Source organism: Microbacterium sp. Kw_RZR3 (genome assembly GCF_029222405.1).
GTDB lineage: Bacteria > Actinomycetota > Actinomycetes > Actinomycetales > Microbacteriaceae > Microbacterium.
In genome coordinates, this window is the sequence record NZ_JARHXC010000335.1 from 1 (window position 1) to 13,029 (window position 13,029).

Here is a 13,029-nt window from a genome sequence, read left to right on the forward strand (position 1 = left end):
TTCAGGAGGCGTTGACCTCAGCCGCAAGGGCGCGGATGCGGTCGTCGCCGAGTTCGAGTCCGATCTGTGCGAAGCGCTGACGCAGCACCTCGGCGACGCGCTCGTCGCTCTTGCCGCCGACGTCGGCACGGGTCTGTACGACGACTCCGGCGATGCGGGCCTCGTCGTCGGTCTCGTGCGTGTCCATGATCGGCTCCGACTGCTCGTCGGGGCGCGCCGCGCGCTTGCCCTCGTCGTGCAGGGCTCCGCCGACCGAATCGGCGGGCGACGCGCCGCCGTCGGGGCCGGTGGAAGGTTCCGGGGCTCGGGTCTCGTCCGACATGTCAGTCCTCCGTGCTCATATCGGGGTCGATGCCCTGGCTGGCGGCATCCCCCTCGATGGGGTCTGAAGGAGCGGCGTCGTTCAGGCGCGACGACCCCTTCGCGTTCTCGTTCTGCTCTACGGTCTCGCCGTCGGCGACGGCGCCGCTCTCCCACCCGCCGGGCGGGTCGGCGTTGATGACACCTTCGGGCAGGTCGCGGTCGTCGGTCATGACTTCCCCTTTCGACGCCTCCAGCATCCCGGCATCGCGCGTCACGCGGGCAGGGGTTGACGCCCGCCGGGGCACTGCGTAGTCAGGTGCGCTGTTTCAGGATGCCGGCACGCTCGGGGTGGGCTTCGAACCACTCCCCCACGTACCAGCAGACGGGAAGGATCTCGCGGTCGCCCATCGCCTCGATGGCATCGACAGCCCGTTCGGTGATGACGGCGGCGTAGCCGTGTCCGCGGAAGGTCGGGATGGTGAACGCCCGGGTGAGGGCAATGGTGCGACCGTCGTCGCGGTAGTCGAGAACGGAGACCAGATCGTCGCCCCGATGCAGGGTGAAACGGGACGCGGCCTTGTCGTCGGCGAAAAGCAGGTCAGCCATGACGAGAGGCTACGCCGCCCACGGGGAGCGGGCGTCGTTGGCGCAGAATGCACGGTCCGCTCTTACCTTCACCCCGCACGACTGAGCAGAATGCGCGGGTCTCGACATCGGGGGCGATTTGACGTCGCCGGACTTCTTGCGTCATAATCCCCCCATGACTGTCAATGCGCGTTCTCTGTCCGCCCGGGAGGCGAACGGGACTGCCGGCATGATGATGCCCGGCCGCGTTGTCATGTGTTGTCGAATGTGCCGCTAACAGCGACCCTCGCTCCGACGATCTCGAGCTTCTGAACGCCGACATCGTCCACCGGTCGTCTGCGTCGCGCGTCGATCACGCGTGTCCGGACACCGCGCACCGGCCTCTCGGCTCTCACCTCCCGTAGAACCCCGCCTCGTGACGACGCCCGGGTTCACACACCCAAGGACTTCATCCTCATGTCGATCTCCGCTGTTCTCGACCGCCCCGCCACCTCCGTCATCCGCCCCGCCGCCGCGAACCCCGCCGCGAACCCCGCCGCGCGTCCCGCCGTCGCACCGGCCCCGGCTGCCGCGGCGCCCGCCCCCGCAGCCGCCCCCGCCGCCCCGGCCGCCCGCCCCGCGCTCCCCGCGGGTTCCGCCCCGCGCGGTTTCGCCCTCTACGTCGGCATCGACGAGGCGAAAGCCGCGGCCGCCGGAGTGAGCCTCGGCACGCTCGTCGAGGCACTGCGCCGCACGTTGGGCGAGCTCGCCCCCGCCGCCGAGACGTACGCCACGGTCGCCCTCGCCCCGACCGGAGCCGGTGGCCGCGACGTCGACGTGGTGCGCCTCGCCCTGCACGAGCCGTCCGCTGTCGCCCGCACCAAGGACGAGCCCGCCGAAGAGGACCGTGCGCCCGGCGGCGTGGTCGTCGACATCTCGCGCAAGCGCGTGCTCATCGACGGTGAGTCGGCCGCGTTCACCTTCAAGGAGTTCGAGCTCCTGCAGTACCTCGTGCTGCGCGAGGGTCGCACGATCGAACGCGCCGAGCTCGTGGCATCCCTCTGGGAGGGCTCGACCGACGACGACGCCCCCGGCGAGCGCACCATCGACGTGCACGTGCGCCGACTGCGCGCCAAGCTCGGCGCGTACGAAGACATCGTGCGCACGGTGCGCGGCGTGGGGTACCGCTTCGACCGTCACGCCGACGTCTCGATCCGCTACGGTCACGGCACCCCCTCGCCCGACCGCTTCTGATCGATCACCCCGCACCTCACGCGTTCCAGCGGGCGCGAAAAAGCCCCGGATGCCGCGATGTCGGCGGGGCGACGTAGGGTGTCGGCATGAGATCGACCGGGGTGCGCACGCGGCAGACGCCGCGCGAGCTTCCGGTCCCGGCCGATCGCCCGATCGAGGGCGAGTACCGTCCCGCGCAGCCCGTCGACATCGGTCGCGCCGTCGCCGCCCAACGGCACGGCCGCAACGACCCGACCTACTTCTCGTCGATGCCGCTGCGCGACGGCGGCGTCGTCTGGCGCGTCAGCCGCACCCCGCTCGGCGTCGCGACACTCGCCCTGCGCCAGAGCATCGGGGGCGCGGTGCGCGCGGCGGCGTGGGGCCCCGGTGCCGAATGGGCGCTCGACCAGCTGCCGGCGCTCTGCGGCAAGCTCGACGATCCCGACGGATTCGATGCCTCGCGGCATCCCTCGGTCGCTGAGTGGCACCGGCGGCACCCCGACCTCCGCATCGGACGCACCGATCTCGTCTTCGACGCGCTGGTCAGCGCCATCATGGAGCAGAAGGTCACGAGCCTCCAGGCGTTCTCGGCCTGGCGCAGCATCGTCACCTGGTACGGCGAACGCGCCCCCGGTCCCACCCCGCGGCCGCTGTTCGCCCCGCCCGACATCGACGGGTGGCGTCACGTCCCGTCGTGGGCGTGGCATCGCGCGGGGCTCGAGCCTCCGCAGTCCCGCACGATCGTCGAGACGGCGCGACGCGGCGAGTCCGTCGTGCGCGCGGCGAGCGCCGCCACCGACGGCGAAGCGCGCGACCGCGTGTTCATCAGCCTTCGCGGGGTCGGCATCTGGACCAGTGCCGAAACCCGCATCCGCGCGTTCGGAGACCCGGATGCCGTCAGCGTGGGCGACTACCACCTCGCGCACCAGGTGGGATACGCCCTCACCGGCCACCGCACCGACGACGACGGCATGCTCGAGCTGCTCGAGCCCTTCGCGGGACACCGCCAGCGAGTGATCCGGCTCATCTACGTCGGCTCGGCGCTCGAACCGCGCCGCGGACCGCGACTGCACCCCGAGGACCATCGCGACCGCTGACCGCTTCGGCCTCCGTATCGCCGGGAGAAGCGAGCGCGTGCCCCACCGACATCGGCGAGGTAAGGGCGGGCCCGGGCGATGCGAACCGAAGACCAGGCGACGTCAGTGACCCCGCGGCGCCCGCCAATACCCGGTGAACGAGATCGCACGCTTGTCGACGCCGACGCGCACCCACTGTCGGCGCATCGCGGCCACGAGCGACTGCTCCCCCGCCACCCACGCGTAGGCGGGTGTTTCCGCAGCCGCCGCGATCGCCTCGTCGCGAATCGAGGTCCCGGGCGTCGCGCGCGGGTCGACGCGGACGACCCACCGCACCGCGACACCCGCGGGAGCGATGAGGTCGCGCACGTCCCCCGCATCCGGGACTTCGATCATCGCGGTGCCGGTGGCGTCAGCGGGGAGGGATGCCAGGATGCCGGCGATCGCGGGGAGCGCCGTCTCGTCGCCCACGAGGGCGTAGGGTCCCGTGACGCCGGCGGCCGGGGCGAAGAGGATGCCCTCGTCGAGGATCGCGACCGCGTCACCGGGGCGGCAGGTCTCCGCCCAGGTCGCCGCGGGGCCTGCGGTCCCGTCGGCGGCGGAGCCGTGCAGCACGAAGTCGATGTCGAGCTCCGGGCCGTGCTCACCCGAGGGACGGAACCCCGCGACGGTGTAGTTGCGCAGGACCGGACGCTCTGTCTTGGCGATCGCGAGATATCGGAAGTACGTGAGGGTGTCGAGCCTGCTCGGCAGGCGCGAGAGCGAGCCCTCGGACACGGGGAGGAACAGCCGGAACCACTGGTCCCGCCCCCGCGGCGAGAAGCGCTCGAGATCGTCACCGATCACCGTCACGCGAGCGAACGAGGGCGAGAGGCGTCGCCGCTCCCGCACGCGGAGGGTGAGGAGTTCGCTCTTCTCGGGCTTCTGCCGCGTCTGCGCGGCGTTCGTTCGTGCCATGGTCTTCTTTCGCGTGCGGGTCGGGGTGGAGGGGGCTGCCCCTAGGCTGGGCGCATGACGCAGACGGGAACGGGTTGGCCGCGCGGACGCACGTATTGGGTCCTCGGCAGCGTGGTGCTGTTCATCGTCGGCATCGTGTTCGGCCTGGTGTGGCAGAACGTGTGGCTCGGCCTGATCCTGGCCGCCGCCGTGTCGGTGGGATGGCTCATCGCGTACGAGTCGAGCCGCGGGCGGAACGTCGGCGTGAACGACGAGGACAACGGCATCCAGTTGTGACGATGACGGCTCATCGGTAGTACACCGCCAAGGGGTACGGGCCGTCTCGGCGCACCTCTACCGGCGTGCCGAAGACGTTCTCGAGCGTCGATGAGGTCATGAGGTCGTCCGGCGTGCCGACGTGCGCGACCCTCCCGTCCGACAGCGCGACGATGCGGTCGGCGTAGGCCGCCGCGAAGTTGATGTCGTGCACCACGATGACGATGGTCTTGCCGAGCTCGTCGGCAGCCCGCCGGAGCTGGCCCATCATCGCGACGGCGTGCTTCATGTCGAGGTTGTTCAGCGGCTCGTCAAGGAGGATGTAGTCGGTGTCCTGCGCGAGAACCATAGCGACGTAGGCCCGTTGGCGCTGTCCGCCGGAGAGCTGGTCGAGGTACCGACCCGACAGCTCGGTCAGGTCGAGGAAGGCGATGGCCTCGTCGATCCTCGCGTGGTCGTCGGCGGTGAGACGGCCCTGCGAGTGCGGGAAGCGTCCGAAGCCGACGAGTTCGCGCACGGTGAGGCGGGTGACGAAGTGATTCTCCTGGCGGAGGATCGACACGATCTTCGCGAGCGCCCGACCGGGCGTGGTCGTCACGTCGTGACCGGCGATGGTGACGCGACCGCTCGTCGCCGTCGCCAGACGACCGACGATCGTGAGGAGGGTCGACTTGCCCGCACCGTTCGGGCCGACGAGGGCCGTGACCCCACCGGCGGGGATGTCGAGGGTCACGGGGCCGAGGACGGTGAGGTCGCCGTAGGTCATGGTGACATCGGTGAGCGAGATCACAGGCTGCCCTTTCGAAGCAGATAGACGAGGAAGAACAGGCCGCCGACGAACTCGATGATGATCGAGAGCATCCCGGCGGCGTAGAACACGTGCCGCAGCACGAAGTACCCGCCGAGCAGGGTCGCCATGCCGAGCAGCACGGCGAACGGCAGCACCACGCGGTGCTGCGCCGAGCCCGCGAGCTGGTACGCGAGGGTCGCGACGATGAAACCGAAGAACGTCATCGGACCCACCATCGTGGTCGACACCGAGATGAGCACGGCCACGAGCACGAGCATCCCGACGACCTCGCGCCGGTAGGCGAGTCCCAGATTGACGGATGCCTCGCGGCCGAGCGCCAGCACGTCGAGCCGGTGTTGCGCGCGCCAGACGAGCACGAGCACCACGGCGACGACCAGGGCACCCCACGGCAGGTAATCGGCATCCGAGTTCGACAGGTTGCCGAAAAGGCGGGCCGACAGGATGTCGAAATCACTCGGGGTGAGCAGCCGCTGCATGACCGTCGAGAGCGAGCCGAAGCCGACCCCCAACACCACGCCGACCAGCAGCATGATGTGGAGGTTGCCGCGGCGGCCGGCGAACAGCCAGCCGTAGAGCAGCGTGGCGAACCCGACCATGAGCACGCTCTGGACCACGACCTTGAGCAGGCCGTCGGTCGCCGAAAGCGCGGCACTGCCGAAGAAGAACACGAGCGCGGTCTGCATCACGACGTAGAGCGCGTCGAACCCCATGATCGACGGGGTCAGGATGCGGTTCGCCGTGGCCGTGTGGAACAGCACCGTCGCCACCGCCTGGCAACAGGCGACGAGGGCGATGGTCGCGACGCTCACGACGCGCAGGTTGACGGCGAGCCAGAAGGCACGTGAACCGGGCTCACCCGGCACGTTCCAGGTCAGCACGCCCACGGCCGCGACCACGACGACGAGGGCCAGGATGCCGAAGCGCACGGCGATCCGCGGACGGCCGAGCCGGATCGCCGGCGCGTGACGGGTCAGGACCTCAGCCACGGGCACGCATCCTCAAGAGCAGGGTGATGAAGACCGCGGAACCGACGACCCCGAGGATCATCGAGACGGGGACCTCGAACGGCATCCGGATCACCCGTCCGACGATGTCGCACACGATGACGATGGCCACGCCGCCGAGGCACACCCAGGGCAGGTTGGCGCGGGCGTTGTCGCCGCGCCACATCGAGACGAGGTTCGGAACGACCAATCCGAGGAACGGCAGGAAGCCGACGACCACGGTCGTGACGCCCGTGGCGACGGCGACGAGACCGGTGCCGATGAGCATCACGCGCGTGTGATCGAGGCCGACGGAGGTCGCGATGTCGCGACCGAGGCCGGCGACCGTGATGCGGTCGGCGTAGAGGAAGACGAGGAAGACCACGATCGCCACGATCCAGAGCACCTCGTACCGCCCGCGGACGATCGAGGTGAAGCTGCCCATGAACCACGTCCCGAGCATCTGGAGGGAGTTCGTCGACACGGCGAGGTAGGTCGTGAACGCCGAGACCACCGCGCCGAGCATGATCCCGATGAGCGGCACGACGAGAGAGGACCGCAACGAGATCCGGCGCAGGATGCCGATGAAGATCATGGTCCCGACGAATGCCGCGACGGATGCCACGACCATGCGCACGAGCAGAGGTGCGGCCGGGGCGAGGAGGACCGTGACGAGTAGTCCCAGGGCGGCCCATTCGGAAGTGCCCGTGGTGGACGGCTCGACGAAGCGGTTCTGCGTGAGCAGCTGCATGATCAGGCCCGAGACGGCCATCGCGCAGCCGGCGAGGACGAGCGCGAGCGTACGCGGCACGCGCGAGATGAAGAACATCTCGGCGCCGAAGGAGTCGGCGGCCAGGTCGTAGGCCCCGACGAAGAGCGACGCGACGACGAGCGCGGCGACGCCCGCGGTGGCCGCGGGCAGCGCGAGGCGATGGGTGAGCGTTCGAGGGGGATGAGTGGTGACGATCATGGTGAGGGGTGGGGGCCCGGCATCCGGACCCCCACCGGGATCAGGAGGCGAACGCCTCGGCGGCCGAACGGTAGAGCTTCGTGTAGGCCTGGATTCCCTCGTCGAGGTAGAAGCTGCCGTCGAGGTAGACGATCTGCCCCTTCTGCACCGCGGGGACGTTCTTCAGCGCCTCGGCGTTCTCGACGAGCTCCTTCGCCGAGACGTAGCCGTCCTCGCCGAACATCGCGTCGCGGTCGAGCACGAACAGCCACTCCGGGTTCGCGGCGGCGATCGCCTCGACGCTGATGTCGTCGCCGTGCGACGCGTCCTCGGCCGCGCGGTCGAGAGCGGGAGTCAGGCCCAGCGTCGGGAAGAGGTGGCCGACACCGCGGCCCTCTCCGGGAGCGGCGTACGAGATCTTCCCTCCGGAGGTGATCAGACCCATCACGGTCTGCGATGGGTCGTAGGCCGCCTTGGCGTCGGCGATCGCAGCATCCAGATCGGCGTTCAGCTTCGCCGCCTCGTCGTTCTTGTCGAAGACCTGGCCGAGGATGGCGGTCTGGCGCTTGAGCTCGGACGTGTGCTCCTCGCCGTCGCGCGGGCTCGTCTCGATCGTCGCGGGCTGGATCTCTTTCAGCTGGTCGTAGATCTCGCGGAAGCGGTATCCGCCGACGATCAAGTCGGGCTCGGAGGCGAGGATGTTCTCGATGTTCGGCTCGCGGTGCAGGCCCGCGTCGAGCACCTCATCGCCGCCCGAGAGCGAGGGCCAGAGGTCGTACATGAGCGGCTTGGGGGCGGCGACGAGCGTCACGCCCCACTCGCTGAGCGTCTCGAACGTCGTGTTGTCGAGCGCGACGACCCGCTCGGGGGCCACGGGAACCTCGATCGAGCCGTGGTTGTCTTCGACCGTGACGGTGGTCGCGGCAGCCTGCTCGGCGGGAGCGGCCGCTCCCGAGGCGCAGCCGGTGAGGGCCAGAACCGCCGCGACGGACGCGGCGGCGAGGGGACGAATCAGACGAGTACTCATGCGGGATCTCTCCAGTGCTGTATGTGCGATGAGGACCGGCCACACTCCGGGGCCGGTCGCGAAGTTAGGTTAGCCTTAGCTTTGTGAAGATGTCGAACCCGGGCCTCGGAGCCCGCCTCGAACCCCGCCGTCACGAGCTGATCTTCCGCTCGGCGAGGCTCGCCGCCCGAACCTTCCTGACGCCGTCGTATGTCCGGCTGCGGTTCGAGGGAGCCGACCTCCGGGGTTTCGACTCGCCCGGCGCCGACGATCACATCCGCGTGTTCTTCCCGTCAGAACCGGCGGACGACGTTCGGTCCGCGCCGAGCCGCGAGTACACCCCGGTGAGCTGGGATGCCGAGAGCGGCTGGCTCGACATCGACGTCGCTCTGCACGGTGACGGGGTCGGCAGTCGCTGGGCCGAGACGGCTCCCCTCGGCGCACCCGTCGGCGTCGGAGGGCCGCGCGGCTCGATGGTGCTCGTCGGGCGCCCGGACGCGTGGCTCCTCGCGGGCGACGAGACAGCGGTTCCCGCGATCCGCCGATTCGCCGCGGCGATGGACGACGACGCCGTCGGTCGCATCGCGATCGAGGTTCCGGATGCCGCCCACGACCTCCCCGTCGCCGCTCCCCCGGGCGTGCAAGTGATTCAGGTGCATCGGGGCGACCGACCGGCCGGCGAGGAACTCGCGGACTGGCTCGACGCGCTCGACGTCGAGGAGCAGCCGGAGGGATGCGTTTTCGGCTTCGTCGCCGCGGAACAGTCGATCGTCCGCGCCGGACGAGCTCTGCTGCTCGATCGGTGGTCGAGCGACCCCGCCGCCACCGTGGTCAAGGGGTATTGGAAGCGCGGGACAACGGAATACCACGCTCCGCACTGAACGTGTCCGACGCCGGCGGTCAGAGCACGGGGCCCGGCCAGGCGTTGCGCACGAGTGTCCGCGCTCTACTCGCGCTCGACGCCGGCCGCGAACGCGAGTACGCGTGCCCGCAGGAACGGGGTCGCGTACACCGACGACGCGCCGGGAGCGGGAGCTGCCGTGGCCGTCGCCGTCGCGTCGCTGAGGGCTCCGCGGACGAGGGGCACCTCGGCCCCCGCGTCGGCGAGCGCGTCGACCGCGCGCACCGCGTACTCGTCGCCGACGGCGATGCGCTGCTGGACCGCCGCCGTCGGGTCGACGCCCTCGGGAACGCGCACCGCCTGCTGCGTGGCGAGCGGCGGAACGGTGCGGCTGAAAGCGGTCGCGGCGAGCGCGAGACCGAGCCACGCGTCGTCGTCGGCGATCGACTCGAGGTCGTCGCGGGCGGCGTCGAAGGCAGCGAGCCGCACGGCCGGCAGGTCGCCCGCGCTGACGGGTGCGTCGCCCGCGCGCGACTCGTACGCGTCGGTGGCGGCGATCGCCGCCCGCCGCAACAGCGAGCCGAGGCCGTCGAGGTCGGCGTCGCGCGAGATCGACCCCGCCCCGGTGCCGAGCGCATCGCGCAGCGCGGCGCTCTCTTGCGCACGGGCGAGCGCCGAAGCCGCGAGAGCCGCGGCGGTCGGCGCCGCTTCTCCTCCCGCGTCGAGGGCGGCCTCCGCGTAGGCGGCGAGCGCGTAGGCATCGGCGGCCGCTCCGACGACCTCGAGCGAGAGATCGGCGGCGTCGAGCGTTTCGGGAGGACTCTGCGACGCCTCGTCCAGCAGGTCTTCCGCCGCCGTGCGCGTGACACCGACCGACACCGCGTCAGCGGCCGGGGCACCCGCCACCGCGGCATCGTCCGCTGCCGTCGCGGCGGCGGCGAATGCTCCCCCACCGTCGCCGGCCTCGCGTAGTGCTCGTGCGCGGTCGGCGGTCGCACGGGAGCGCTCGGCGAGCGAGGCGTCGCTCGCCGTCGTGAGCGATGCCTCTGCGCGGGCCAGCGCACTGTTGACGGCGATGTCGAACGCATCGTCGCCAGGTTCGGCCGGCCCCTCCGTCGCGGTCGGCAGCGGCGTCGGAGAAGCGGCGGGGGTGGGGAATGCCGCCTCCGGCAGGTCTTCGCCGGTCATGATCGCGTAGGCACTCGCGACGTCGGCGACCTCGGTGATGGTCATTCCGCCGGTCGCCGCGACCTGATCGAGGTCGATCGGTTGGCCGTTGGCATCCGCGGCGATCCGCTGTCCGACCGGGACGAGGATGGTGTCGATCCCGCCCGCCTCGATCGCCGCCGACACCTGCTCAGGAAGGCCCGCGACCGGGCTCACGGTTCCGAACGGCGTCACCCCTCCCGCGAGGGCGACGCCGGGCTGGATCTCGCTGCCGTAGTAGAGCGCGAGCACGCCGACCGCGGTCACGGCTCCGGCGGCGGGAGTGTTGATGCGGGCGTCGAAGCCGAAGGTGTACGCCGTGTCGGGACGCGCCCCGGTGAGGAGCGTGGCCGCCGTGACGGCGGTCCAGGTCGCGGACTGCGTGACCGGGGCGACACCGCTGACGTCGTTCTCGGTGATGTCAATGCTGAGGTCGCCGCCGTCGGCCGCTTCGGCGGTGATCCGTTGGGTCGCCACACCTCCCTTGCCGCCGCTGACGTAGAGCACCGGGACGGTGAGCTCACTGCCTTCGAAGTGCCCGTCGGGCTTGCCGCCGAAACCGAGCGAGAACCCGAGGTCGCACCCGGCGAGCACGAGCGTGCACGCGAGGGCTAGGGCCGTCACCGCCGCCGCGCAGGCTCTCACGCGTCGGCCTCGCCGACGTAGAGCGCGCAGGTGGTGTCGTAGTAGTCGGCCGTCTCACCCGCCGGGCGCAGCCCGATGCGCTGCGCGACGGCGCCGGATGCCGTGTTCACCGGATTCGTGACCGCCACGATCGTGCGGATGCCGTTCTCGTGGGCGAGCGCGAGGACCGCGGCCGCGGCCTCGGTGGCGTACCCGGACCCCCACGCGTCGGGGTGGAAGTGCCAGCCGATCTCGATGTCTTCGGGCCGCCCGTCGCCCGCACCCGCCGACCAGGGGATGCGCTTCAATAGCACTGATCCGAGCCGGCGGCCGTCGCGCGTCTCGACGGCTCGGACTCCGAGGATGCCGTCGGCCAGGCTCGTCCAGCGGTCGAGGGTCGCGTCGACCTCGGCCGGATCGGTCATCGCCCGGCCGTCGCCGAGGTACTGACGGACTTCCGCTCGCCGGTACATGTCGAAGAGGAACGCCCGGTCATCGTCGGACCGGGTCCATTCGCGCAGCACGAGGCGCTCGGTGTCGAGGCGCGTGCGCCGCATGGGCACGTGCGGGATGCCGTCCTCGGCGAAGGGCGCCCCCGACACGACGAAGCCGAATCGTCCGTACCACGACGCCAGGTGAGCCTGCGCGTCGAGAAGGATCGGGACGCCGGGGGCCTCGGCATCCAGAATATCGACGGCCTCGCGCATGAGGTCGGCAGCGAGGCCACGGCCACGGGCTGCGGCAGCGGTGGCGACGCGGCCGATGCGCGTGTTCGTCGGCTCGCGCAGGAGGCGGAGGGTCGCGAGCACCTCGTCGCCCTCGCTGGCCCACATCAGCTCGGCACCCGGCTCGATGTCACGGCCGTCGATCTCGGGGTAGGCCGCTTCTTGCTCGACGACGAACACCGTCACGCGCAGCCAGAGGAGGCGATACAGAGTGCGGGGGTCGATCTCAGCGACGGGCGCCCGGTGCAGGGTGACGGCCATCCTTCGACCGTACCCCGGGGTGCCGCCCGGGGTCTGCTTGTACGTCAGCCCGTGCCGAAGCGTCGCGACGCGGCGACCTGCTCGGCGACGCGACGGAGAGCGAGGATCAGCGGCTCGACGAGAGCGGTACCGAGCACCACGTACCGCACCGCGTCTTCGATCGATGTCTCGGGCGTCGCGGCGAGTTCGGCCTCGGCGATCGCGGACAGGTGCTCGAGGTACGCGTCCATCACGGTCTCCGGCACCGTGAACCCCGCGCGATCGAGGGCCGCGAGGGCGTGCGCGACCGCCGCGAGTTGCTCGGGGAAACATTTCTCGGGGCTTCCCCCCATCCGCTCGAGCAACGCGGTGGCCTCCGTCAGGTCGGGGTCTCCGACGACCTCGGGTGTCACCGCGGCGTTGGCCGCACCGAGAAGGTCGTAGGGGTTCTCGGGTGGCTCCTCGAGCACGCCGACGACCTTGCGCACCCCCGCGATGCCGACGCCGGCGTCGACGAGCGCGCGGATCACGCCGAGCCGCTGCACGTGAGCGGTGCCGTACGACGCCTGCGTGGGCGAGGATCGCTCCCCTTCCGGCAGCAGCTTCTCGCGCAGGTAGTACTTGATCGTCGCGACGGGGACGCCGCTCTCCGTCGACAGTTCCGAAATCCGCACGCCGACCCCCTTGACTCGATAGCCCTACTATCCAACACTAGATAGCACCACTATCGAGCGAAGGCGAGCCCATGGCATCCATCAATCCGGGTCGAATGACCCATCGTTACGACGGCGAACTGGTCGTCTTCCACATCGGCATGACCGTCAACAAGTGGTGGAGACCCGACCAGTGGATGCCGTTGATGGGCGGCATGCCCCGGATGCTGCGCGAGCTGAGCGTAGACCCCGACTCGGGGCTGCTCGGCTTCACGATGCTTCTCGGGTCGCGCGGGCCCTACCTCGTGCAGTACTGGTCGTCGCTCGAGAAGCTGTACGCGTACGCCTCCGCCCCCGAGCACGAGCACCGCCCCGCGTGGACCCGTTTCAACCGACGTGCGCGGAAGACTCCGGGCGCGGTCGGCATCTGGCACGAGACGCACGTCGTCGAGCGCGCCGAGACGATCTACGTCGCGACGCCCCCGATGGGATTGCCGAAAGCCACCGAGATCGTGCCCGTCGCGTCGCGCCACGACCGCGCGCGGGCACGCGTGGCCGACGGACGGACTCGGGGTCCCGCCCCGGTGAGCTGAGGGCCAGACT

Annotated in this window: 16 protein-coding genes; 5 read left to right on the plus strand and 11 right to left on the minus strand. The window is 70.7% G+C overall.

Translation table 11 applies throughout. The features are described 5' to 3' along the window. Nucleotide 1: 1 nt before the first annotated feature. The 3 genes from P2P98_RS18725 to P2P98_RS18735 form a co-directional block, all read right to left on the minus strand. Nucleotides 2-322, minus strand: a complete 321-nt coding sequence (locus P2P98_RS18725) for a hypothetical protein (RefSeq protein WP_275801782.1) — start codon at nt 320-322, stop codon at nt 2-4. 1 nt (nt 323) lies between these two features. Next, a complete protein-coding gene (locus tag P2P98_RS18730) occupies nt 324-533 on the minus strand; it encodes a hypothetical protein (protein ID WP_275801783.1) in 210 nt (69 codons plus the stop codon). 82 nt (nt 534-615) lie between these two features. Next, the gene (locus P2P98_RS18735; protein WP_275801784.1) at nt 616-909 is read right to left on the minus strand and encodes a GNAT family N-acetyltransferase; all 294 of its coding nucleotides are present in this window, start codon (nt 907-909) and stop codon (nt 616-618) included. Between the two features lie 435 nt (nt 910-1,344). Between P2P98_RS18735 and P2P98_RS18740 the strand changes: the two genes are divergently transcribed. Both P2P98_RS18740 and P2P98_RS18745 read left to right on the plus strand, forming a co-directional pair. Beyond that, a complete protein-coding gene (locus P2P98_RS18740; RefSeq protein ID WP_275801785.1) occupies nt 1,345-2,121 on the plus strand; it encodes a winged helix-turn-helix domain-containing protein in 777 nt (258 codons plus the stop codon). Nucleotides 2,122-2,207: 86 nt separating this feature from the next. Beyond that, entirely contained in the window at nt 2,208-3,197 is a 990-nt protein-coding gene (locus P2P98_RS18745) for a DNA-3-methyladenine glycosylase 2 family protein (protein ID WP_275801786.1), read from the plus strand. Between the two features lie 102 nt (nt 3,198-3,299). On the opposite strand, the gene P2P98_RS18750 is transcribed toward P2P98_RS18745, so the two are convergent. Next, a complete protein-coding gene (locus tag P2P98_RS18750; RefSeq protein ID WP_275801787.1) occupies nt 3,300-4,133 on the minus strand; it encodes a siderophore-interacting protein in 834 nt (277 codons plus the stop codon). Nucleotides 4,134-4,187: 54 nt separating this feature from the next. On the opposite strand from P2P98_RS18750, the gene P2P98_RS18755 reads away from it, so the two are divergent. Beyond that, the gene (locus tag P2P98_RS18755) at nt 4,188-4,409 is read left to right on the plus strand and encodes a hypothetical protein (protein WP_275801789.1); all 222 of its coding nucleotides are present in this window, start codon (nt 4,188-4,190) and stop codon (nt 4,407-4,409) included. Nucleotides 4,410-4,419: 10 nt separating this feature from the next. Here P2P98_RS18755 and P2P98_RS18760 read toward each other — a convergent pair whose 3' ends face one another. Genes P2P98_RS18760 through P2P98_RS18775 form a run of 4 tightly spaced genes read right to left on the minus strand, consistent with a single transcriptional unit; the run spans nt 4,420 to nt 8,158 of the window. Then, nucleotides 4,420-5,178 (minus strand): ATP-binding cassette domain-containing protein, encoded by a 759-nt coding sequence (locus P2P98_RS18760; RefSeq protein WP_275801790.1) that lies wholly within the window; start codon nt 5,176-5,178, stop codon nt 4,420-4,422. Continuing rightward, the gene (locus P2P98_RS18765; protein WP_275801791.1) at nt 5,175-6,185 is read right to left on the minus strand and encodes an iron chelate uptake ABC transporter family permease subunit; all 1,011 of its coding nucleotides are present in this window, start codon (nt 6,183-6,185) and stop codon (nt 5,175-5,177) included. The genes P2P98_RS18760 and P2P98_RS18765 overlap by 4 nt, the downstream gene beginning before the upstream one ends. Then, nucleotides 6,178-7,152 (minus strand): iron chelate uptake ABC transporter family permease subunit, encoded by a 975-nt coding sequence (locus P2P98_RS18770; RefSeq protein WP_275801792.1) that lies wholly within the window; start codon nt 7,150-7,152, stop codon nt 6,178-6,180. Before P2P98_RS18770 ends, P2P98_RS18765 begins: the two co-directional genes overlap by 8 nt. A gap of 40 nt (nt 7,153-7,192) precedes the next feature. After that, entirely contained in the window at nt 7,193-8,158 is a 966-nt protein-coding gene (locus P2P98_RS18775) for an ABC transporter substrate-binding protein (RefSeq protein WP_275801793.1), read from the minus strand. Nucleotides 8,159-8,247: 89 nt separating this feature from the next. Between P2P98_RS18775 and P2P98_RS18780 the strand changes: the two genes are divergently transcribed. Further along, entirely contained in the window at nt 8,248-9,018 is a 771-nt protein-coding gene (locus P2P98_RS18780) for a siderophore-interacting protein (protein WP_275801816.1), read from the plus strand. A gap of 65 nt (nt 9,019-9,083) precedes the next feature. Here P2P98_RS18780 and P2P98_RS18785 read toward each other — a convergent pair whose 3' ends face one another. The 3 genes from P2P98_RS18785 to P2P98_RS18795 are packed head-to-tail and all read right to left on the minus strand — an operon-like array spanning nt 9,084 to nt 12,447. Beyond that, nucleotides 9,084-10,829: a S16 family serine protease gene (locus tag P2P98_RS18785; protein ID WP_275801794.1), complete on the minus strand. Its 1,746-nt coding sequence runs from the start codon at nt 10,827-10,829 to the stop codon at nt 9,084-9,086. Beyond that, nucleotides 10,826-11,794 carry a GNAT family N-acetyltransferase gene (locus P2P98_RS18790; protein ID WP_275801795.1) on the minus strand — a complete coding sequence of 323 codons (969 nt, stop codon included), beginning with the start codon at nt 11,792-11,794 and terminating at the stop codon, nt 10,826-10,828. Before P2P98_RS18790 ends, P2P98_RS18785 begins: the two co-directional genes overlap by 4 nt. Before the next feature lie 44 nt (nt 11,795-11,838). Continuing rightward, nucleotides 11,839-12,447 (minus strand): MerR family transcriptional regulator, encoded by a 609-nt coding sequence (locus P2P98_RS18795; RefSeq protein ID WP_275801796.1) that lies wholly within the window; start codon nt 12,445-12,447, stop codon nt 11,839-11,841. Nucleotides 12,448-12,518: 71 nt separating this feature from the next. On the opposite strand from P2P98_RS18795, the gene P2P98_RS18800 reads away from it, so the two are divergent. Then, a complete protein-coding gene (locus tag P2P98_RS18800) occupies nt 12,519-13,019 on the plus strand; it encodes a DUF4188 domain-containing protein (protein ID WP_275801797.1) in 501 nt (166 codons plus the stop codon). Nucleotides 13,020-13,029 lie beyond the last annotated feature (10 nt).